This window comes from Hanstruepera marina, from assembly GCF_019880635.1.
Taxonomy (GTDB): domain Bacteria; phylum Bacteroidota; class Bacteroidia; order Flavobacteriales; family Flavobacteriaceae; genus Hanstruepera; species Hanstruepera marina.
The window spans coordinates 175,883-196,969 of record NZ_JAINVX010000004.1 but is presented as its reverse complement, the minus strand read 5'-3'; the positions used below and the strand labels follow the sequence as shown (position 1 = coordinate 196,969).

19 protein-coding genes are annotated in these 21,087 nt (G+C 34.6%); 9 read left to right on the top strand and 10 right to left on the bottom strand.

Going from position 1 to position 21,087, the window contains the following annotated elements; genetic code table 11:
• Positions 1 to 88: 88 nt before the first annotated feature.
• The 3 genes from K7G76_RS11735 to K7G76_RS11725 all read left to right on the top strand — a co-directional run bounded on the left by K7G76_RS11735 (position 89) and on the right by K7G76_RS11725 (position 3,632).
• Entirely contained in the window at positions 89 to 517 is a 429-nt protein-coding gene (locus tag K7G76_RS11735; protein ID WP_223034415.1) for an organic hydroperoxide resistance protein, read from the top strand.
• 140 nt (positions 518 to 657) lie between these two features.
• Positions 658 to 1,347: a GOLPH3/VPS74 family protein gene (locus tag K7G76_RS11730; protein WP_223034414.1), complete on the top strand. Its 690-nt coding sequence runs from the start codon at positions 658 to 660 to the stop codon at positions 1,345 to 1,347.
• Positions 1,348 to 2,078: 731 nt separating this feature from the next.
• Positions 2,079 to 3,632: a M20/M25/M40 family metallo-hydrolase gene (locus K7G76_RS11725; protein ID WP_223034413.1), complete on the top strand. Its 1,554-nt coding sequence runs from the start codon at positions 2,079 to 2,081 to the stop codon at positions 3,630 to 3,632.
• An 80-nt stretch (positions 3,633 to 3,712) separates the two neighbouring features.
• Here K7G76_RS11725 and K7G76_RS11720 read toward each other — a convergent pair whose 3' ends face one another.
• The 5 genes from K7G76_RS11720 to K7G76_RS11700 all read right to left on the bottom strand — a co-directional run bounded on the left by K7G76_RS11720 (position 3,713) and on the right by K7G76_RS11700 (position 7,888).
• Positions 3,713 to 4,147: a hypothetical protein gene (locus tag K7G76_RS11720; RefSeq protein WP_223034412.1), complete on the bottom strand. Its 435-nt coding sequence runs from the start codon at positions 4,145 to 4,147 to the stop codon at positions 3,713 to 3,715.
• On the bottom strand, positions 4,137 to 5,339 hold the full coding sequence (locus K7G76_RS11715) for an ABC transporter permease (RefSeq protein WP_223034411.1): 1,203 nt from the start codon (positions 5,337 to 5,339) through the stop codon (positions 4,137 to 4,139). The genes K7G76_RS11720 and K7G76_RS11715 overlap by 11 nt, the downstream gene beginning before the upstream one ends.
• Positions 5,336 to 5,962, bottom strand: coding sequence for an ABC transporter ATP-binding protein (locus K7G76_RS11710; RefSeq protein ID WP_223034410.1), 627 nt, complete (start codon positions 5,960 to 5,962; stop codon positions 5,336 to 5,338). The genes K7G76_RS11715 and K7G76_RS11710 overlap by 4 nt, the downstream gene beginning before the upstream one ends.
• 101 nt (positions 5,963 to 6,063) lie before the next feature.
• Complete coding sequence (locus tag K7G76_RS11705) at positions 6,064 to 6,768, bottom strand: LytR/AlgR family response regulator transcription factor (RefSeq protein ID WP_223034409.1); 705 nt, start codon at positions 6,766 to 6,768, stop codon at positions 6,064 to 6,066.
• Positions 6,761 to 7,888: a sensor histidine kinase gene (locus K7G76_RS11700; RefSeq protein WP_223034408.1), complete on the bottom strand. Its 1,128-nt coding sequence runs from the start codon at positions 7,886 to 7,888 to the stop codon at positions 6,761 to 6,763. Before K7G76_RS11700 ends, K7G76_RS11705 begins: the two co-directional genes overlap by 8 nt.
• 207 nt (positions 7,889 to 8,095) lie before the next feature.
• On the opposite strand from K7G76_RS11700, the gene K7G76_RS11695 reads away from it, so the two are divergent.
• The 6 genes from K7G76_RS11695 to K7G76_RS11670 all read left to right on the top strand — a co-directional run bounded on the left by K7G76_RS11695 (position 8,096) and on the right by K7G76_RS11670 (position 17,086).
• Positions 8,096 to 8,968 (top strand): ABC transporter ATP-binding protein, encoded by an 873-nt coding sequence (locus K7G76_RS11695; RefSeq protein ID WP_223034407.1) that lies wholly within the window; start codon positions 8,096 to 8,098, stop codon positions 8,966 to 8,968.
• 21 nt (positions 8,969 to 8,989) lie between these two features.
• Positions 8,990 to 12,556 carry an ABC transporter permease/M1 family aminopeptidase gene (locus tag K7G76_RS11690; RefSeq protein WP_223034406.1) on the top strand — a complete coding sequence of 1,189 codons (3,567 nt, stop codon included), beginning with the start codon at positions 8,990 to 8,992 and terminating at the stop codon, positions 12,554 to 12,556.
• A gap of 277 nt (positions 12,557 to 12,833) precedes the next feature.
• Complete coding sequence (locus tag K7G76_RS11685) at positions 12,834 to 13,817, top strand: sensor histidine kinase (protein ID WP_369412204.1); 984 nt, start codon at positions 12,834 to 12,836, stop codon at positions 13,815 to 13,817.
• Complete coding sequence (locus K7G76_RS11680; protein WP_223034404.1) at positions 13,804 to 14,526, top strand: LytR/AlgR family response regulator transcription factor; 723 nt, start codon at positions 13,804 to 13,806, stop codon at positions 14,524 to 14,526. The genes K7G76_RS11685 and K7G76_RS11680 overlap by 14 nt, the downstream gene beginning before the upstream one ends.
• A gap of 118 nt (positions 14,527 to 14,644) precedes the next feature.
• The gene (locus K7G76_RS11675) at positions 14,645 to 15,256 is read left to right on the top strand and encodes a hypothetical protein (protein WP_223034403.1); all 612 of its coding nucleotides are present in this window, start codon (positions 14,645 to 14,647) and stop codon (positions 15,254 to 15,256) included.
• A 15-nt stretch (positions 15,257 to 15,271) separates the two neighbouring features.
• The gene (locus K7G76_RS11670) at positions 15,272 to 17,086 is read left to right on the top strand and encodes a CocE/NonD family hydrolase (RefSeq protein WP_223034402.1); all 1,815 of its coding nucleotides are present in this window, start codon (positions 15,272 to 15,274) and stop codon (positions 17,084 to 17,086) included.
• A gap of 78 nt (positions 17,087 to 17,164) precedes the next feature.
• Here the strand turns inward: K7G76_RS11670 and K7G76_RS11665 are convergent, their stop codons facing one another.
• The 5 genes from K7G76_RS11665 to K7G76_RS11645 are packed head-to-tail and all read right to left on the bottom strand — an operon-like array spanning position 17,165 to position 21,087.
• Positions 17,165 to 17,872 (bottom strand): LytR/AlgR family response regulator transcription factor, encoded by a 708-nt coding sequence (locus K7G76_RS11665; RefSeq protein WP_223034401.1) that lies wholly within the window; start codon positions 17,870 to 17,872, stop codon positions 17,165 to 17,167.
• A complete protein-coding gene (locus K7G76_RS11660) occupies positions 17,873 to 18,979 on the bottom strand; it encodes a sensor histidine kinase (protein ID WP_223034400.1) in 1,107 nt (368 codons plus the stop codon).
• Positions 18,980 to 18,983: 4 nt separating this feature from the next.
• On the bottom strand, positions 18,984 to 19,643 hold the full coding sequence (locus K7G76_RS11655) for a CPBP family intramembrane glutamic endopeptidase (RefSeq protein ID WP_223034399.1): 660 nt from the start codon (positions 19,641 to 19,643) through the stop codon (positions 18,984 to 18,986).
• A gap of 5 nt (positions 19,644 to 19,648) precedes the next feature.
• Positions 19,649 to 20,326, bottom strand: a complete 678-nt coding sequence (locus K7G76_RS11650) for a hypothetical protein (protein ID WP_223034398.1) — start codon at positions 20,324 to 20,326, stop codon at positions 19,649 to 19,651.
• A gap of 2 nt (positions 20,327 to 20,328) precedes the next feature.
• Positions 20,329 to 21,087 carry a hypothetical protein gene (locus K7G76_RS11645; protein ID WP_223034397.1) on the bottom strand — a complete coding sequence of 253 codons (759 nt, stop codon included), beginning with the start codon at positions 21,085 to 21,087 and terminating at the stop codon, positions 20,329 to 20,331.

The following is a 21,087-nucleotide window of genomic DNA, read 5'->3' as shown; positions in this document are numbered from 1 at the left end:
CAAAGTAATTTAAGAGAACTTTAAGACAAATCCTTTTACTAAATATACAGAGCTTGGTATCTTTAGGATAAATCATAAAAAACAAATCATGAAAACATTATATGAAGCAACCACAATAGCGGTTGGTGGGCGTAAAGGCCACGTAAAATCTGAAAACAGCCCCGTAAACTTTAGCTTGTCTGTGCCTAAATCTATGGGTGGCGATGGCGGTAACGGTGCCAACCCGGAACAATTATTTGGTGCGGCTTATGGCGCCTGTTTTGGAGGAGCCATACAAGCTATTTCCCAACAGCAAGGTCTGGATATTGATGATGAAGCCTTGAGTGTAACGGCTATTATTGGGTTCTGTAAGGACGAGGATGGCTTTTGCCTAGAAGCTACGCTGGACTGTTATATCCCGGGTGTCGATTTAGAAACTGGTGAGGAACTGGTTGAAAAAGCCCATGAAATATGTCCGTTTAGTAAGGCTACTCGTGATAATATTACGGTGACCTTAAACTTGTTATTGGACGAGTAGACCCTGAAACGCATTTCGAGGACCTCAATTTCCGTTCAGGGTGACAAATGCTGGATGACAAGGAGCATGCTAATTACTAACTCGTTTCCTGTAACATTTCTTAATTTTAAACAACCTATAGAAGTAATCAAATTTATATTATGACAGACTTAAACTTGGTAGATAAATTACTACTATTGGCATTAGATGATGATAAAGGCACCTTTGTTTCTGGGCCATTTGCTTTAACCTATGGATTGGCAGGCGCTATATTGTTGGAACTCTCATTACAGAACTGTATAAGCATAGCCAACAAAAAGGTGGTGGTAACTACCACAAAAGGTCTGGATGATGGGTTGCTTAATAGTTATTTAGAGGTCATAAGGGATTCAAAAAAAGAACGCTCGCTTAAATACTGGGTAGAAAAACTTGGAAATAAAGAGCGTGCTATTAAAAAAGATAGTTTGGATAAGCTTATTCTAAAAGGTATTTTAACCAAACGCGAAGAAAAGTTTTTATGGGTTTTTAATAATGATAAGTTTCCAACCGTTAACGCGAAGCCCGAAAACAGCCTACGACATCGTTTATATGACATTATAGAACATGATAAAAAGCCCGAGTTAGATGAGCTTATGCTTATAAGCCTTATTGATGCCTGTAATTTAAACCGAACGGTTTATGGTAAGGATCGTGCCAAGCGCTGCAAAGACCAAATAAAAACCGTTATAGCTGATGCCAAAAACAGTCAGGTTATTAGTGCAACTGTTAAAGAGGTGCATGAGATTATTTTAGCCATGCTGGTTGTGATTATTTCGTCTTCCATTGCGGCTACAACGGCTGCTAGTACCTAATACGCTAAATATTTTTTTATATGTTCATTTTTATTCGCGGGTTAATATTCTTTTAGAGGAACGGGTTGTGTAGGGGTTTTTAATTTTTCTTTTTTTATATGTTCTTTTATAAAGCACATAAAAGAACCAAAAGGTGAGGTAGTATTTTGTTTTGTTCATTTTTGTCTTGATACAAAAACGAACCAAAAAAATCAAAACGGTCTTTAGGACATTCTTTCAGACCATTCGCCTTTTTCTTTAAGCAATTCTGAACGTGTTCACTTTATTTTTTGAATTACTCCCTTGTTTTGGATTGCTTAAACTATTTTGTTGACTCATTATGTCTTAAGACCGTTGGTGCTTACGACAGCGTGGTTGGGATTGTTTATTACATTTATTTAGTTATTGTTGGCTCATTATTTCTTAAGACCGTTGGTGCTTATGATAGCGGTTGGGAAGGTTTCAATTGTTTTTAATAGTTAGTTACTCTTAAGTAGTTGTTCATTTCGAACTTACAAATGGGGAAAACAACGTTTTACTAATTCATTTTAATAACTTGATTTGGTGCTCGGGTTGCATCTAAATAAGATTTGAATTGTATCTTGGAATATCTTTTGATTCATCTATTAACTAAAGTCATAATTTATAAGAGCCATAAGCATTAAGGCTCTTTTTTTGTTAAATTTTATAATGGTGGTTACAAACTACTAATCATATTGTATCTTAGTCTTAATAACCAATTAATTTTTTAAATGAAAAGATACATTCAATTCTTAATGACTTTTGCTCTATTAACGAGCGGAATAGTTTTTGCGCAGGAAAAAGACCCAGTGATTGAAGGCATGATTAAAGAAGCCAACGAAAATTCTCAACTTGAACGATTAGCCCATGAACTTTTTGACGTTGTTGGACCAAGATTAGTAGGAACGCCTCAAATGGAACATGCCAGTCAATGGGCCATTGACCAATATGCCGAATGGGGAATTCCAGCAAGAAGAGAAAACTATGGAACATGGCGTGGATGGGAACGTGGGATTACACATATAGATATGGTCTCACCAAGGGTACAATCACTTGATGGAACGCAATTGGCTTGGAGTGCCAGTACTCCAAAAGGAGGCGTGACCGCAGAGGTTGTTACATTACCAGAGAATATTAAGGATTCCATTGCATTTAAAAACTGGTTACCTAGTGTAAAAGGTAAGTTTGTGATGATTTCGATGCCACAACCAACAGGCCGTCCAGATTATAACTGGGAAGAATTCGCAACAGAAGAGTCATTTACAAAAATGAAGGAAGCGCGCGATGCACAAACAGAGGCATGGCGTGAAAACATAAGAAATACGGGTTACACATCACGATCTATTGGTAGCGCTTTGGAAGAAGCAGGTGCCGTTGGTCTCGTATCAAGTTATTGGTCTAAAGCATTTGGGTCTAACAAAATATTTAGTTCTCGCGTTAAAAACATACCGACTATTGATGTTGAATTAGAAGATTATGGTATGTTATATCGTTTGGCTACTTACGGAAACAAACCCGTAATTAAAGTAGAGGCAGAATCCAAAGAGCTAGGAGAAGTACCTACATTTAATACCATAGCCGAAATTAAAGGAAGCGAAAAACCAAACGAATATATTGTGCTATCTGCACATTTTGATTCTTGGGATGGCGCCCAAGGAGCTACTGATAATGGCACAGGAACTCTTGTGATGCTGGAAGCCATGCGTTTACTTAAAAAGTTTTATCCGAACCCAAAGCGTACTATTATTGTTGGTCATTGGGGAAGTGAAGAGCAAGGCTTGAACGGTTCCAGAGCTTTTGTTGAGGATCATCCAGAGATTGTAGAAAATATACAAGCATCTTTTAACCAAGATAATGGAACAGGACGTGTTATAGATATTTCAGGAGCTGGATTTTTACATGCTTATGATTATTTAGGACGTTGGCTAAATGCGGTACCGAGAAGCATTACCACACATATAGAAACCAGCTTTCCAGGAAGCCCAAGTAGAGGAGGTTCTGATAATGCATCTTTTTTAGCTGCGGGTGTGCCAGCATTTAATTTAAGTGCTTTAAACTGGTCGTACTGGAACTATACATGGCATACAAATCGTGATACATACGATAAAGTAGTATTTGATGATGTACGAAATAATGTTATTCTAACGGCGATTTTAGCTTATATGGCATCTGAAGATCCGGAAAGAGCTTCAAATGAAAAAATAGTCATGCCCATTAATCCAGGAACGGGAGAACCTCGCGAATGGCCAGCGCAAAGATCACCAACAAGAAAGGGAGGGATGTAACATTTTTGCGTAACTAATGAATTAAAAAAAGCCTTTTCATAATGAAAAGGCTTTTTTTAATTTTACTCAAAACCTATTAATTAAGATTCAAAAAGTTTTACAGTACAATTGTTTAAAATATAGAAATATTCTCCATCTACTTCCATTAAATATAAGGTGCCAGTAACTATAACAATGTCATCGGTTTTAAATTCTGACTTTTCGTTTTTAAACTCTCCAAGTTCAATAACGGTTTCAGGACCAACACCGGTGCAAAAAAAGCAATTTTCGAAAGGAAATCTTGAGAGCATATACCACATGGAGTCTGCACCTAAATCTAAAAAATAGCCTCTAACGGTAACCTCTTTACCTTCAATATCTTTTAGAGATAATGTGTTTTTGTCGTCACTTTCTTTAGGGAAAAGCTCATTGCGATATGCGGTACTGAGTTCTTTCCAAGTTATTTTTTTTTGACTAAATGCCGTAGTGTAAACTAAAGTAAATATTAAAAGAACTAATACAGATTTAACTTTCATGACTTATAATTTTAGAAATATCCATTTTAAATATTGGACGAATGGCTATTAAGGTTGCAAAAATAATGATGCCAAAAATAAACAAAAACAAATCTAAAATATCTTTATGGTATTCCAGTAAATAGATTTGTTGTTTATAGGTATCTTTAATTAAAGAAAATATTGTTTGTAAACAAAAAGTAGCTAACAAAGCTCCGAGGATAAAACTAAAAAGACCAACTAATAGTCCTTCAGAAAACACGAGTAAAATTAACTTGTTTCGACTAGCTCCATAAGTTCTAATTAAAGCCAATTCTTTAGCTCTTTCTTTTACCATTCTATATAAGCTGACAAACATACTTATACCTGAGACAAATAAAATAGAAAACGCAATCCATGTAATGGCTTTTGCACCAATTGCAGTAAGTTTAAAAAGTTTATCTAACTGATATTTTGGTAATGCTGCTTGAAAGTTTGTGTTTTTATTAATATTTCGTGGAAGGTGCAGCAACCCCCTTTTGTTTTTAAACTTTATTAATAATGCTGTTATTTCTTCATTATCGTGATTGTGATCAGGGCTATTATTTACACCTTCATGCTCATGCATATGCCATATACTTTCTAGATTTGTTAAAATCAATCTATCAATGACGTTTTGTGTAGGCTTTAAAATCCCTACAACTTTAAGCGGATGTTCATCATGGCTTTCAATAGCATTTTCAATCATGCCATGCGAACTAGAAAACGTATCGCCAATGTTTAGGTTTAAGTTTTCTGAAACAGCATTACCTATAACCACTTCATAAGTAGTATTAAACATGGTTCCGGTAGCTATACCCGTTTTATGTAGATTGACGAAACTAACAGTCGTTCCAACAATTTTATAACCTTTATAATTATCGCCAATTGAAATGGGAATCGCTTCACCAATATACTTGTTGTCTGCAATCTTTTTTGCTTCATTATAAGGAATATTACCAGTGGGATTGTCAATATGTAACACAGCAGAAAGTACTAATTGTAAGGGGCTTCCTTTGGCGCCAACAACCATATCAACGCCATTTAAACTTTGCTGTAATTGAGATTCAAATACTTTGTTTAATTGTTTAACCCCAAGGAGTAGTCCAATACTTAAAGACAGTATCAAGACTGTTAAAAACGTTTGCAAGGGTTTTGCAATAATATTTTTATAACTAAGCTTTATAAAGTTCATAAAACAATAGTATTAGTAAATGAATTTTTTATACGTTGATCGTGGGTAATAATAATCAAATTCGCATGCGACTTTTTTGCTTGACTTTTTAATAATTCAATAACTAATTCGCAATTTTCATCATCTAAACTTGAGGTAGGTTCATCCGCAAGAATAATATCTGGTTTATGAATAACTCCTAAAGCAATTCCTAAACGTTGCAATTGACCTGTGCTTAATGTATTAGGTTTTTGGTTTTTAACAGAAACTAAATCTAATTGCTCCAATATGTTTTCAATGGCCCCTTTTTGATTGGAAATGCCACTAAAATATAATCTAGCTTGCAGGTTTTCGTAAACAGTCAATGACGACACTGTAATGGTATTTTGAAAAACAATGCCAATATGCTTTCCTCTAAAACGGTCTAATTTTTTAATACTCATACTGGCAATATTGGTGTCTTTGATGAAAATACTGCCTTTATCCGGACTTAATATTCCAGCCAGTAAATGCAAAAGAGTGGTCTTGCCAATGCCAGATTTACCTAGAATTAATAATGGCTGACTAGGAGATAATTCAATATCAGGAAAATTAAAAGAAGTGTCTTTAGTATAAGAAAAAGTGACATCTACTGTTTTAAGCATAAAAACTATATAAGAGTGTAAATATATTAAGTTTTAGCGTATTTTTTAAACAATTCCTTTAGAGTAAACTTCAAGTTAAGCAGGTGGGAAGCAGGATGCTTTTACTTGTTAACGAGCTTGTTGACATGGCTCTTGTAGGTTTGACCAATGGGTATTTTGTGATCTTGTATGACCATGCGATTGCCTTCAATAAATTTTATTTTATCAATGGCAACGATAAAGGATTTGTGAACACGCAGAAAATGCGAAGGATTTAAAAAGTCTTCATAGTGCGATATTTTTTCATGACTTACAATCATGTCATCCTTTAGGTATAGCTTGGTATAATTACCATAGGCTTCAATATATAACACATTGTCTAATTCTATTTGATGGTATTTTTTATCACCTTTTACAAATAGGCTAGTAGGATTCGTATCATCTTTTGATACTTCTTGAATGAACGGTTTAGATGCCTGCAACTCTGAAACCTTATTCACGGCTTTTACTAATCTATCAAAACTAAAGGGTTTTAAAAGGTAATCGACCACGTTTAATTCATAACCTTCTAAAGCATACTCCTTATACGCTGTTGTTATAATTGTTTTTGGTGGTTGGCTCAAGGTTTTGAGGAAGTCGAGACCTTTTAATTTTGGCATATTAATATCTAAAAACATAAAATCCACCTTGTTTTCATTAAGATACTGCATAGCTTCCATAGCGCTATAGCAATTATGAACCAATTCTATATGCGGAATCATATTGCATAATTCCGTTATGACTTCATGAGCTAGCGGTTCATCATCTACAATTATAAACTTAAGCATGTGGTGGTATTTTTAAAGTTACTTTATAGGTGTTTTCCGTTTTATTAATTAATAAAGCATAGTTTTTTCCAAACAATAACTGTAAGCGCCTTTTGAGATTCTCCAGACCGATACCAACTTTGTTAGTATGAGTTCCATCGAAATTATTTTCAATTTCAAATTGTACAAAATCATCTGTATACGTCAGATTCATGTGAATGTATGCGTTGTTTTTAGACCAAGATTCAACGCCATGTTTAAAGGCATTTTCTAACAAGATAATGAATAGTAAGGGTTTTATTTTTAAATCATTATCAACCTCATGGTTAAATTGAATATCAACCTCTTTCTTATAACGGATTTTATGCAATTGGATATAATTATTTAAATAGGCTATTTCTTCACCTATGGTAACAAAGTCCTTTTTGCCTTCATAAATGGTATAGCGCATCATATCAGACAATTTTAAAATGACTTCAGGTGCCTTATCAGACTGTTTAATGGTTAAGGCATATAAGTTATTTAGGGTATTGAAAAAGAAATGTGGGTTCATTTGCGCTTGCAGCATGGCTAATTCGGCTTGAGACTTTTCACTTTTCAAATTTTGAAACCATTTCCATTGCTGGTAAGCCCATAGCGATGCAAAAATTGGGATTGGCAACATAAAAAGAATAAACAATTCCTTGCTTTGCTGTCTGTACAATTCAAAACTATCAGAAAACAATCTGAAATACAGAAAAACGGAATATGCCAAAGCATAAGTGGAAAGAATAGCCACTTTGTACTTTTTAAAAAAGGCAGGAACAATGACATAAACTACAGCCAAATAAAATACAATTATCAATAAGATGGTAATTGGATTATCTGGCATATCAGCGTTAGAATCTATTACGAGTATGGCTATTAAAAAGAGGATTAGACATATAACCTTAATGACTGTTTTAAAGTTTTCTTTTAAGTAAGCGATTTTATGAATGAAAATTGAGATTAAAAACCAGTAAAATAGAAACCCTAGTATATTAGTTAGGTGTTCATCTTCATCAACAATAATAGCACCCTTATATTCTAATAGTAATGCCAAAACCTTGGTAACAACTAGGCCAATAACAAAGGCTTTATATTTTTTAAAAAACTTAATCATAAAGCGAAATTACAAATGTTAGGGTCTAAACACAATTATATTGATGTACAGTATAAAAAATGGCATGAACACCGTCTTATTTTAGTTGAACCACACTTAACCTAAAACCGACCGTGTTTATAGCATAAAATGACCTGTGTGTCCTTTTTAATTTCGTAATGATTTATTTCCTGTTTTATTTGTCTCACAATTATTAAACTAAAGAAAATGAACACATTAAAAATTAATAATATCAGTAAAACATATCCTAATGGTGTACAAGCCATCAAAAGTGTTTCTTTAGAAATATCAAACGGTATGTTTGGTTTACTCGGCTCTAATGGTGCTGGAAAATCGTCTTTAATGCGCACAATAGCCTCTTTACAAGAACCCTCAAATGGGACGATTACATTCAATGATATTGATATTATATCAAAACCTCAATATGTTCGCGAAAATTTAGGATATCTACCCCAAGAATTTGGTGTATATCCAAAATTATCAGCTGAAAAGTTATTAAATCATTTAGCCATATTAAAAGGGATAATTAATACCAAGGAGCGAAAACAACAAGTTAAAAGTTTACTGCATCAAACCAATTTATACCAACATCGCAAAAAAGCTGTTGCCACTTTTTCTGGAGGCATGCGCCAAAGGTTTGGAATAGCCCAAGCGCTTTTGGGTAATCCGCAATTAATAATTGTTGACGAACCAACTGCAGGATTAGATCCAGAAGAACGCAATCGTTTCTTAAACTTATTAAGCGAAATAGGCGAGAGTGTAATTGTCATCTTATCAACTCATATTGTTGAAGACGTACATAATCTCTGCAAGAACATGGCTATACTATCTAATGGGAACATATTAGTAACTGGAAACCCTGCAGAACTAGTAAACGGTATTCAGGGTAAAATATGGTCTAAAATTATAGCTAAAACAGATGTAGAAGCTTATAAAAACGCTTTCTCTGTTATTTCATCAACGTTAGTGTCTGGTGAAACTCAAATAAAAGTGTTGTCTGAAACTAAACCAGAAGAAGGGTTTTCTCTAGTTAGAGCAGATTTAGAAGATTTTTATTTTACCACGCTAGCGACTCATTAATCAATCAAAAAACGCAACATTATGTTTAAAAAACTCATTCAATTTGAAATATCGTATCAGTTTAAACAAAAAGCTTTTGTCTTCCTGTCACTATTGTTTTTAATAATTGGAATTCAAATAGGTAGACAAGGCTATGGAAGAGGTGCTACCATTTACAATTCACCACAATCTATTTCAGAAATCACAGGAATTCTAACATTAGGTGCTGTTTTTATCATCATGTTTTTTGTTATAAATGGTGTGCTGAAAGATAGTCGCTATAATATGCAACCCATTATGTTTAGTACTCCTGTAAAAAAACAGCACTATTTCTGGAGTCAGTTTTTAGGCGTATTTATGGCGAGTGTATTAGCATTTTGTTCCTTTTTAATAGGTTTTGCAATAACAACTGAACTCCCTAATTTGGATCCCGAACTGGTAAATGCGTTTCAAATTACAGATTACCTTTGGACAATTCTCATTATAGTGCTGCCTAATATTTTTATATGCACGGCTATTATTTTTTCGGTTAGTATTTTAACCAAAAGTAACGTTGCTACCTATGCCAGTGCCATCTTAATTTATGCGTTTTATTTTCTTTGTTCCTTGTTTTTAAATTCGCCAATAATGGCAAGTTCAGCGCAATTGTCAGCAGATAGTTATGTTATGGCAGCCTTATTAGATCCGTTTGGCTTATCTGCGCTTTTCGAACAGACACAATACTGGACTGTTTTTGAGAAGAATAGTAAATACATTGCGTTTGCTGGTAACTTTATGTGGAATAGACTATTATGGGTACTCGTTGGTGTAATCACACTTGTAGTGACGTATCGCTTGTTTTCATTCAGAACCATTCAGAAAAAAATAAAGAAAAGCGTAAGCCAAGACCAAGAGCTTATTAATACAGTCCCTTACCGTACAGTTATGGTAAATACCTCTAACAAATCACAAATAAGGGCGTTTTTTTCCTTATTCAAATTGGAGATGGCCAACAGTATGAAGAGCTTGCCGTTTATTGGTGTGGTTTTATTATGGATTGCAATTGTAATTATAGAAGTGTTTTCCAGAATTGTTGAAGGTGGCCCTTATAATGATAGTTTATACCCAGCTATGTACAAGCTCATTGAGCTGTTTGTAGATCCCTTATTATTTTTAAGTTACATTCTAATCATATTTTATAGTGGTGAGATTGTGTGGCGCGAACGCAGTTTGAATTTTAATGGTATCATAGATAGTAGTCCTACAAAAAACCTGCCTTTTTTCTTTTCAAAGTTTTTAGCCATTCTGGGTTTACCATTGGTATTAATTGTTATGGGAATCGCAGTTTCAATGCTATTACAAGGTGTATTTGGTTATGATCAATTTGAAATAGGCTCATACCTTTCTCTCTTTTATAACCCAGGGTTAACCTTAGTATTTTATGCGCTTTTGGCTTTAGTTATTCAATCTCTAATCCCAAATAAATATTTAGGAATGGGAATTACGGGCTTAATAATCGTATTTCTGGGAACCTCTTTATCGTCATCAATTGGCTTGCAACACCCTATGCTTTTATTAGGAAATTTGCCAAAAATTAATATCTCTGGAATGAATGGTTTTAGTGGTATTGTAAAAGGCTATAATTATTTAGCGGTTTACTGGTTGCTATTTGGAAGTTTACTCGCTTTCCTGTCTTTTAAACTATGGAAAAGAGGCGTATCTACGAGTTTGAAATTTAGATTTAAACTCATGTTTTCTAATTGGAGTAAAAAATCTACGATAGTTTTTACGTCATTATTGCTATTATTTGGTACATCCGCTACGGCTGTATACTACAATACAAATGTAGAAACTCACTATATCACAAGTCAAGAAAATTTGGATTTACGTAAAGATTATGAACGATTATTTAAGAAATATGAAGAATTAAGAGGTTTATTTCCTGTAAAAATGGAAACCGAAGTAGATCTTTATCCTTCAGACAAACGCTATGTGGTTAAGGCCACATATATTCTTAAAAATAAAAGCTCGGAAACATTAAAGCAATACCTAATAACAGAAAAAGAACCACTAAAAAGCATCAGTATTGCTGGAGGAGAATTAGTAGAACATAATGAAGATCTTGGCACCTACGTATTTGATTTTAAAAAACCCATTGAGCCTGATGATGAAGTGCTATTTACTTATACATTAGATAAACAACTTAAAGGCTTTGAGACCTCAAAAAACATCGTTGACAATGGCACTTATATGCAGCACAGAGATTTTGAACCAGCTTTGGGTTATAGAACAGCTTTAGAGATTTCTAACCCGATAGAACGAAAGAAGAGAGGCTTGCCAGAACGCGAAGAAGAAACTATTTCTGATGATCATATTGTAACTACGCAGAGTAGTGTGGGACGCGTGTATTATAAAACGGTGGTATCTACAGAATACGACCAAATTGCTTTAGGAACAGGAGAGCTAAAGAAAAAATGGACTGATAATAATAGAAACTATTTTGAGTATGCTTCCGAAGGGTTAATCATGCCTATGATGGGCTATTTTTCAGCAAATTATGACCTGCAAAGCACAACACATAATGGCATTGAGATAGAACAGTATTTTATGCCAGAAAGTGCTTATAATAATGACAGGATAGAAGAGAGTACCATAAATACCTTAGACTATTGTACTGAAAATTTTGGTCCATATCCATTTAAGCACATCCGTATTGCCCAAATACCATCGCATTGGAGTTTTGGTGGATTTGCACACCCTGGAACTATTAGTATGACAGAAGATATGCTGCATTTGGTTGATTTACGAGATTCTACAGATTTTGATTTAGTAGCCAAACGTACCATTCATGAAGTGGCACACCAATGGTTTGGTCATATATTAGGGCCAAAACCCGTAGAAGGCGGCTCAATGTTTGTTGAAGGTTTTGCAAAATACGCTGAAGCCGTAGTCATGGAAAACATGTATGGGAAATCGGCCATTTGGGAATTAAGCAGAAATGCCAATAAAAAGTACTTTACATGGCGAACCTATGATAGTGCGGTTGAACCGCCAATTTATCAAGTTAGTGGCCAAGGGTTTTTATCTTATGGTAAGAATTACACAGTTATGCTTGCCTTAAGGGATTTAATTGGAGAAGATGTTCTGAATAAAGTCATAAAAATCTTTACAGATACATATAGAAATCAAGTTGAATTAGAAGTTACTTCAGTAGCTTTTTTAAACGAAATTTATAAAGTAGCACCTCAAGAGCATCATACGTTAATTGACGATTGGTTTAAACGTGTTATTACTTATGATTTAAAAATTGATAATGTATCTGTAACCAAAAAACAATCTAGTAATCAATTTGAAGTCGTTATCGATGTCAGTACTGAAAGGTTTCAAGTCAATAAAGATGGCAGTGAAACAAAAATTGCAATTAACGAACCTATAAAAATTGGCATATTCAAAAAACATCCAAAAAGCTATGGGTTAAATGAAACGCCTATTTACACATCAAACTACGTTTTTAACAAAGACAAGTCACAAATTACGATAATCGTAGATGAAGAACCTGTTTATGTAGCCATAGATGCTTATGGAACACGATCTGATGAGAATTTAGTTGATAATTTAGTAAAGCTATAGGTGATATAGAGGCAATAAAACAAGTTTTATACGCAAGGAGTTAATCGCAATCTGGTGTAATAATAGTTGTTAAATAGCATATGGTTTTAATTAATAACGCTTAACCCTGATAACTGACGTCCTTGTACTTTTATTTTTAGTATTAAAAAGTATTTTGTTGCTTTGTTACATCATGGCTACTAGCAACACCCAACATACCCGTACGACCAAACTATCGCTGTATTGGACCTGTCAGCTCCTGGGATGGAGCCTGGTGTCCATCTATTGGGCCTATACGGTGTATACACGCGATAACTATGGGGCGTTTTACACGCTTATAAACTATGTGCTGGATATTGCCATTGGTATTTGTTTAACACATGCTTACAGACGGTTTGCGTTACATAGACAGTGGAACCAACTGCCCCTGAAGCGCTTGCTGTATCGCGTGGTGCCCAGCATCCTTGTTTTGGCCGTGTTATATGTGTTGCTGAACAATATAAAATGGTACGTATATTGGACGGCTATTGCCGGCGAAGATAAAGATTTGGGGCAAGCCCTGGTGTATTGGGATCCTATATTGCTTACGGGTTTACGCTTGATGTCTATCTGGATTCTGGCGTACCACCTTTACCATTATTACCAAAAAGAGGTGGCTACTGCCCAGGAAAATGCCCAACTATCTATATTGACCAAACAGATACAGCTGGATAATCTTTCGGCGCAATTGAATCCGCATTTTTTGTTCAATTCGTTAAACTCCATTAAGTCCTTAATAGAAGAGAACCCCAGTAAAGCCAGACGGGCTATAGATTTATTATCGGATTTATTACGTTCGTCGCTCTATGAAACCAATGCCGAATTAATAACCATTAAGGACGAGCTGGCCTTGGTAAGCGATTATATAGAATTGGAGAAACTGCGATTTGAAGAACGCTTATCTTTAGACATTACATTAGACCCTAGTCTGGAGCTTGTTAAAATACCGACCTTAAGTATTCAATTACTGGTTGAGAATGCCATTAAACACGGTATAGATAAGTCGGTTAAAGGTGGGATTGTGAGATTGGTGATTAGTCAACGTGATGATGAATTATTGATAAGCGTACAAAATCCTGGAAAGCTGACAGCAAGGAACACGAAAGGGGTAGGGCTAAAGAATTTAAGAGAACGCCTGGCCTTGCAATACAAAACAACAGCAGCCTGCACCTTAACAGCACTGGATGACCATACTGTAGAGGCGCAGCTTATTTTACCTTTAAAAACCCATGAAGACATTTAAAACCCTAATTATAGACGATGAGCGTTTGGCCAGAGAAGAGGTGAAGCGTGCTTTAAAGCCACACCAAGAATTTCATGTAGTTGGGGAGGCTTCGCATGTGGACGAGGCTATAAAACTGATAGAAACCGAAGCGCCCGATATTATTTTTCTGGACATCCATATGCCTGAAAAGTCGGGTTTTGATTTGTTGGAGGAGCTGGGTACGGTGCCAGAGGTGGTCTTTACCACGGCTTACGACCAGTATGCCGTTAAAGCCTTTGAATTGAATGCGTTAGATTATTTAGTTAAACCGTTGCGTGAAGAGCGTTTTGCCAAAACCATTGCCAAGGTAAAACAGGAATTGCTTAAAAAACGTCAGGCGACACCTGATGTGTTGCCCATGCACCGCAAGATATTTATCAAGGATGGTGAGGCTTGTTATTTTATTCCGTTGGCTGACATTCGGTATATAGAATCTATGGAGAATTATGCGCGCTTGTATTTTGGCGAGCAGAAGGCTATGATTAAGCGCTCGTTAAATCTTTTGGAGGAAAAATTGGATCCTACGGTGTTTTTTAGAGCGAACAGAAGTCAGATAATCAATACTCATTACATACAAGAAATTCATCCGCATTTTAATAATAGGTTGCAGATTAAACTGACGTCGGGTGAAACGATAGATGTGTCTAGCCGTCAGTCGGTTAAGTTTCGGAATTGGAATAGTCTGTAAGGGTAAAATACCCCAATTATTGACGTTTAATGGCGTTATGTTACGCTCCTGTACTTTTTGTTTTTTGCCACGTTTAATGGCCTTTACTTTGTGTCATTAATCATTAAAAACTAGAATTATGAAACCTTTTTTTATTCAACATTACATTGTAACATTCATAGTGGCTTTAACACTATTGGTTTTGGCATCGTGTAAAAGTCATCAGGCATCAACCGTGGCAAAACAACCTGTATTAGCTGATTATTCGCTAGGTGAGAAGTGGGTGTGGAAATACAAAGGTGTTACTGATGCAGGCGAAGTACGATCGGATGGAACCGACACCAGAAGAATTGTTGATTTAAATGGCGCATTGGCAATGACGGTAGGGACGGATACTGTAATGGTGTCTGACATTGTAAAGCCCGAAACGAGTGACACACCACGCTATAAATGGCCTTTGGGAGTTGGTAAAACATGGACCTATGAAAAGGACTGGACCAGTCAAGATGGTACTACCGGGAAACAAAGTCAGAACGTAGTCGTGTTATCCTATAAAGAAGAAACCGTGGGAGCAGGGACGTTTATGGCTTATACGATTGAGTATAAAGGAACTGTTTCCAATTCAAGAGGCTATAGTGCCCAAACAGATGAAGTATGGGTGTATGCTCCAGAAGTCAAGAACTTTATAAGAATGACCCAAGTGCAAGATGGTTTTTCTTATACCGAAGAGTTAATTGAATATTCCAAATAAAACCAATCCATAACCATGACAGCATTTAAATTATTAAAGGTCGCATTTGTTCTACTGTTAGTCGGGTTGGTTTCCTGTAACTCAACACCAGAAGAACAGCAAGAGCCTAGAATCGTAAGTAGAGATGGTAAAGTGTATTTGGTGCAGGATTCTGTGCTAATCACAACCAGAGATGGTGCGAAAGTATCTGCCATAGTTGTTAGGAGCAAATCGGAAACAAAACCACAGCCAGCCATACTATTTCATACCATATATACTCGAGCAGAGGACATAAGTAGGGCTTATGAAGCAGCTGATAAAGGCTATGTAGGTGTGGTGTCGTATACGCGAGGGAAGTACTTAAGTCCGAACGAGATAACGCCTTATGAGTATGAAGGTCAAGATGTGTACGATGTTATTGATTGGATATCAGAACAGGCATGGAGCAGTGCTGAAGTGGGGATGTATGGTGGTAGTTATGCCGGTTTTGTACAGTGGGCTTCGATGAAGGAAGCTGTGCATCCGGCCTTGAAAACAATTGTGCCATCGGTTGCTGCGGCTCCAGGTATTGCTGAACCTATGGAAAATGGGGTTTATTTTAACTTTCATTATCCGTGGTGGCATTATGTGACGAATAACAAAACCCTGGATACCGTGTCGTATTATAATGGCAAGCGCTGGAATGATTTGTATGTTGATTGGTATCAAAACGGTGTGGCGTATAAACAATTGGATAGTTTAGATGGTGTACACAATCCGGGATTTAATAAGACACTGGAGCATCCAACTTTTGATGCCTATTGGAAAAATATGACACTTTATAATCAAGCAGATTTTTCAAAAATTGATATACCCATCTTAAGTACCACAGGGTATTATGATGGCGGGCAGTTTGGGACGATGCATTATTTGAAATCCCATTATCAATATAATCCTAATGCCGAGCATTATCTTTTGATTGGACCTTATTCGCATTTTGGGGCGCAAGAACTTCCTGAAAAGCATATTCTGGGTTATGATATTGATCCCGTAGCGCAGATAGATATTAAAAATATCATCTTTGAATGGTTTGATTACATATTTAAAGGTGCCCAGAAACCCGCTTTATTACAGGATAAAATCAATTATCAAATGATGGGTACCAATACCTGGAAACATGCACCATCACTGGATGACATGGCTACGGACTCATTGCAGGTATATTTTAGTAAGCAACGTTCTGGAGTGGTGTTTAAATCGACATATGATACCGGAAATCTCGGTGTAGATGAACACTTTAGTTTAACTCATAATGCTGATGCCACCAATTATATAGAGCAAACGATAGATATGTCTGACCGCAGTCAATTCTCATGGAACTTAAGTGGTGATCGTAGTATAGTATCAGAAACTTTAACGCTTGGTCAAGGGTTTTCGTTTGCTACAGAACCCTTTGATGAAGATACGAAGATTACAGGAGCAGTACGTGGTGTTTTAAACGTGGCTATCAATAAAAAGGATTTTGATTGTAATGTGTTACTATATGAACAAACCGCAGATGGTAAGTTCTTTAGTTTGACACTGCCATTTACTACACGAGCCAGTATGTCTAACGATATAGAAAACAGACACTTGCTGACTCCAAATGAAAAGACTCCCATACCCATTAGAAATTTTAGAATGACTAGTAAGAAAATTAAAAAAGGAAGTCGCATAGTTGTTGTTATTAATGGGATTAAGCATCCGTTTTCGCAAATAAACTACGGAACTGGTAAAAATGTTAGTGATGAAACCATTCAAGATGCTGGAGAGCCTTTAGAGATTAAATGGTATACAGATAGTTATATTAACATTCCAATTAATAAAAACTAATTTTAAAAGATACCATTAAAATTCCCAATGAGAATTGGGAGTTAACAATTAAATTGAATGCTCAATATCAAGTGATTATTACTTGATGTTGAGCTTTTTAAATAAAGCGTCTTTGTAGGTGTTACCAATGGGAATTTGCGTTTCTTCATCTATTTGAACTCTATTGCCGTAGATAGAAACTACATTCTGATGTGCTATAATATAAGACCTGTGTACTCTTGTAAACAAATACTCTGGTATAATGTTCTCTAATAGTTTGAGGTGCATACTAACTAATAAGCGTTCAGTTTTAGTAAACACAAAACTATATTCTTGTTCTGCTTTTACATACAGTATATCATCAAAGTTTATTTTTAACAGCTTACCATCTTGCTTTACGAAAAAGTAGGTGGGTTCATTTTTAGTTTCTGGTACTTTTGAAAGAGAAGCTAATTTGTCATTTGTTTTTTCTGTAGCTTGTAAAAAACGCCCAAAAGTAATGGGTTTTAATAGATAGTCAATCACATTAAGTTCAAAACCTTTTAAAGCATATTCGCTGTAAGCAGTAGTAAAAATGACTAATGGTGGATTTTGTAAAGACTGTAAAAACTCAACTCCAGTAATTACTGGCATTTGTATGTCTAAAAAAATAACGTCAATGGCATTGTTTAAAAGTGCTTCGTATGCTTCTTCAGCATTAATGCAGGTATCTACAACATGCCAATTAGGAACTTTTTCTAAATGCGTTTGAATGATTTCTCTAGCCAGAGGTTCATCATCTATAATTAAAACATTTACTGTTTTCATCTAATCTAATTTGAGTTTTAAACAGGCTTCATAAATTGAACCATCAAGTTTTACTTGATAATCGTATTTATCAGCAAAATATAAATTCAATCGTTTTTTAAGGTTACTCAAGCCCAATCCACCTATAGAATTTGGTTCTTTGTCTTTATTAAAACTATTTATAATTGTAAATACTAAGTTGTTTTCTTTTACTTTGAAGTCAATCACAATTTCAGCACCATCTTTATCTACAGAATACTTAAACGCATTTTCGATTAATGGAATAAATAAGAGTGGTGGAATGCTTTGATTTTGATTATCAATTTCAGTTGTAAAAGCTATGTCAGTATGGTTTAATCGTAATTTTTCTAATGCCATGTAATTATTGATTAAAGCAATCTCTTCTGAAAGTTTGATAGCCGTTTTATGTGCATTGTCCAAGGAATAACGCATATAGTTTGATAATCTAGTAACCGTTTCCGATGATTTTTCAGTACGTTTTTGTAAGATTAAACCATATAAATTATTCAATGTATTGAATAGGAAATGAGGATTTACTTGTGCCTTTAAAAAGTTAAGCTCTAACTGAACATTCTCTTTTTCTAATTCCAATGTTTTTATGTAAAACTGATAATACCCTAAACTGGTTTTTATAGCTATTGGTAATACGAGACCAGAAAGTAAATTAAAATACAATCCAAAGTTGGAGCCTTTAAATAAAATATTATCAATTAGACTTTTTTGAATTACACTTAAATAATCAGCATTGTAATTTTGAGCCATGGCTGTACAACTCTCACAAAAATAAAAGGTTAACTTTTCACTTAAAGCATCCCAAGAGACATGCAAAAACACTAAAAAGAGAAACGATACGATAAAATACAGCAATCGTTTTTTCTTTAAGAATTTTGGGATAACTACATACATTAATGGGTAAAAAACCATGACCAATCCAATAGTATTTCTAATAGGAGTGATATAGATTAAAGGTGTGTCTTTATAGACACTTAACGAGTTTTGAATAATAAAATATGTACTGGTTACAAAGGCAAACCAAAATAGTATGTGAGAAACTATTCTAACTGTTTTAGATTCGTTTCGTTTTTTAAGTATATCCTCTAACCCCATAGATTTATAAGTAGCCTAAATATAGTAAAGTCATTGCTATTGTGTTATATGCACCATGACAAATTATAGTATACCACAGATTTCTTTTATAAAACAAAAATAGTCCCAAATAACCAGCACCAATTATAAGCGCATTAATCATGTCTGCTGTTCCTAATTGGTAATGATAAATTCCGAACAAAAGACTGGTAATAATAAAACTGATAGGTGTCTTATATTTTTCAATAACAACGTGTTCTAATTGTGTAAACATAAATCCATGAAACACAATGGATTCGTAGAAGCCACCAACAACCCAGGCAAGAATTACCATACTAATATAATAGGTTGTATCATTATTTCTTAAGTCATTGTAGAGATCAACTTCAACCTCTTTAAATTCAATAAAGTATTCTAAAATAGGGAAGAAGATACCTCTCATAAATAAAAAGATAAATACAGCTAATACAATGCCTATTAAAACAGGTTTTATATTTAGCGCTTTAAAGCTAAATCCAATATCTTTAAATGTTTCTTTATTTACTTTTATGCACAACCAAACCAATAATAATACAGGAATTGTATAGGCCATTGGAAAGAATGTTATCAATCCTAAATGAGGAAAGACTACAATAAAGAGTATTGTAAATAAGTTAAGTGCAATTTTTAACGGTTTTGATTGCATGATAGTTACTTTAAAATTTTATTAAATGCATCTTTAGACAATACAATGGTAATGCTATCACTTAAAGCATGATGAATGGACTTAAACTCAATATGCTGAATAGAAGCCACAGATTTGTGATTCATTTTTAAGTCTAAAGAATCTACTTTGTTTTGAGTTGTGAAATTGATATAACTCGAATCCTCTAAATCCATTTCCAATGTATTGATATTGCAATTGCTCATTTCCATTAACGAATTCCCTTTTAGGAAAACCTGTAAATCGGTATCCTCAAAATTAAAAACGCGATTGTGTGTATTGGTACTAATAATGGTTGATAGCGTGTTGCTCTCAATGATAATTCCGTAAGGAGTAGACGAATTATAGCGTTGCTCCAAAGGCACATTAGATCCCGCAAATTTCACAAATAATGTATCGTTTTTTAATTCCTTTTTAAAATGATCTAATCTTGATCGTAATACTTTAATAGTACTACTGTCTTTTTGAACAATTTGAATTGGATATCCATTGCTGCCAGAAATATCAAGTACAGAGTATGCACCATGATTTATAGACATATAATTTTTATACACATCAGATAAATCTATCTTTTCAAATTCCTGTTTTAAAACCGAATTTGACATGAACATTCCACCTATAACTACAGCACATAATACGCTGATAAATACATTGCTTCTTTTCATCACTAAATTTGTTTTTCTTTTAATTTTAACCAAACAGTAAACCAGATAGCAACTGGTAATATAAACCTCACAAACACTGAACTTATTAAATTAGAATTTCCAAGTAAAGAGACTTTAACGCGTTCTCCTTCATGAGAAAATAAAAAGCTATCGAATGCAGTTCCTGAAACAATGTTCGCATCTGGTATTAGAAATTGAAGGATAAACATGTTAACGTAGTTAAATACAACAAGGAGTAAAATTCCTGCCAATAAGGTTTTAATAAAACTATGCTTTTTAAAGATGACACTCCCTAAAAGAATTATTCCATTAAAGATGAGATATAAAAATAAAAACTGATAAAACCCATCTTTAAACGGATTTAAAATTGTTTCTAAACTCAACTGCCCTGTTACTAATAAATACATTACATCTGCAGCATAGAACACAACAAAATAGGCTAGGAGAAAAACAACAACAGAAAACAATAAACTAGTGACCAACTTTTCTGCATGTGTTGCCGGAATGCTCAATAACCACATACCACTTTGCGGATTAGAAAACTCTTGAAACATGGAGTTTGTAAATACGCCTCCAGCTATAAATAAACCAATAACAAACACACCATTTTGTACAGCACCAGCAAAACTATCTTTCCATTGATGCACAATAAGAAACATAAATAATAGCAGAGCAACTAATACTAAAAGTCCAATGATGTAAATTCTAGAATGCTCTCTAAACTGCCTTTTTGTTAATAATTGAATGGTTGAAATAGTCAT

Coding starts and splice junctions, on each gene's coding strand:
- K7G76_RS11735 (WP_223034415.1), top strand. CDS start 89: ATGAAAACATTATATGAAGCAACCACAATAGCGGTTGGTGGGCGTAAA.
- K7G76_RS11730 (WP_223034414.1), top strand. CDS start 658: ATGACAGACTTAAACTTGGTAGATAAATTACTACTATTGGCATTAGAT.
- K7G76_RS11725 (WP_223034413.1), top strand. CDS start 2,079: ATGAAAAGATACATTCAATTCTTAATGACTTTTGCTCTATTAACGAGC.
- K7G76_RS11720 (WP_223034412.1), bottom strand. CDS start 4,147: ATGAAAGTTAAATCTGTATTAGTTCTTTTAATATTTACTTTAGTTTAC.
- K7G76_RS11715 (WP_223034411.1), bottom strand. CDS start 5,339: ATGAACTTTATAAAGCTTAGTTATAAAAATATTATTGCAAAACCCTTG.
- K7G76_RS11710 (WP_223034410.1), bottom strand. CDS start 5,962: ATGCTTAAAACAGTAGATGTCACTTTTTCTTATACTAAAGACACTTCT.
- K7G76_RS11705 (WP_223034409.1), bottom strand. CDS start 6,768: ATGCTTAAGTTTATAATTGTAGATGATGAACCGCTAGCTCATGAAGTC.
- K7G76_RS11700 (WP_223034408.1), bottom strand. CDS start 7,888: ATGATTAAGTTTTTTAAAAAATATAAAGCCTTTGTTATTGGCCTAGTT.
- K7G76_RS11695 (WP_223034407.1), top strand. CDS start 8,096: ATGAACACATTAAAAATTAATAATATCAGTAAAACATATCCTAATGGT.
- K7G76_RS11690 (WP_223034406.1), top strand. CDS start 8,990: ATGTTTAAAAAACTCATTCAATTTGAAATATCGTATCAGTTTAAACAA.
- K7G76_RS11680 (WP_223034404.1), top strand. CDS start 13,804: ATGAAGACATTTAAAACCCTAATTATAGACGATGAGCGTTTGGCCAGA.
- K7G76_RS11675 (WP_223034403.1), top strand. CDS start 14,645: ATGAAACCTTTTTTTATTCAACATTACATTGTAACATTCATAGTGGCT.
- K7G76_RS11670 (WP_223034402.1), top strand. CDS start 15,272: ATGACAGCATTTAAATTATTAAAGGTCGCATTTGTTCTACTGTTAGTC.
- K7G76_RS11665 (WP_223034401.1), bottom strand. CDS start 17,872: ATGAAAACAGTAAATGTTTTAATTATAGATGATGAACCTCTGGCTAGA.
- K7G76_RS11660 (WP_223034400.1), bottom strand. CDS start 18,979: ATGGGGTTAGAGGATATACTTAAAAAACGAAACGAATCTAAAACAGTT.
- K7G76_RS11655 (WP_223034399.1), bottom strand. CDS start 19,643: ATGCAATCAAAACCGTTAAAAATTGCACTTAACTTATTTACAATACTC.
- K7G76_RS11650 (WP_223034398.1), bottom strand. CDS start 20,326: ATGAAAAGAAGCAATGTATTTATCAGCGTATTATGTGCTGTAGTTATA.
- K7G76_RS11645 (WP_223034397.1), bottom strand. CDS start 21,087: ATGACTATTTCAACCATTCAATTATTAACAAAAAGGCAGTTTAGAGAG.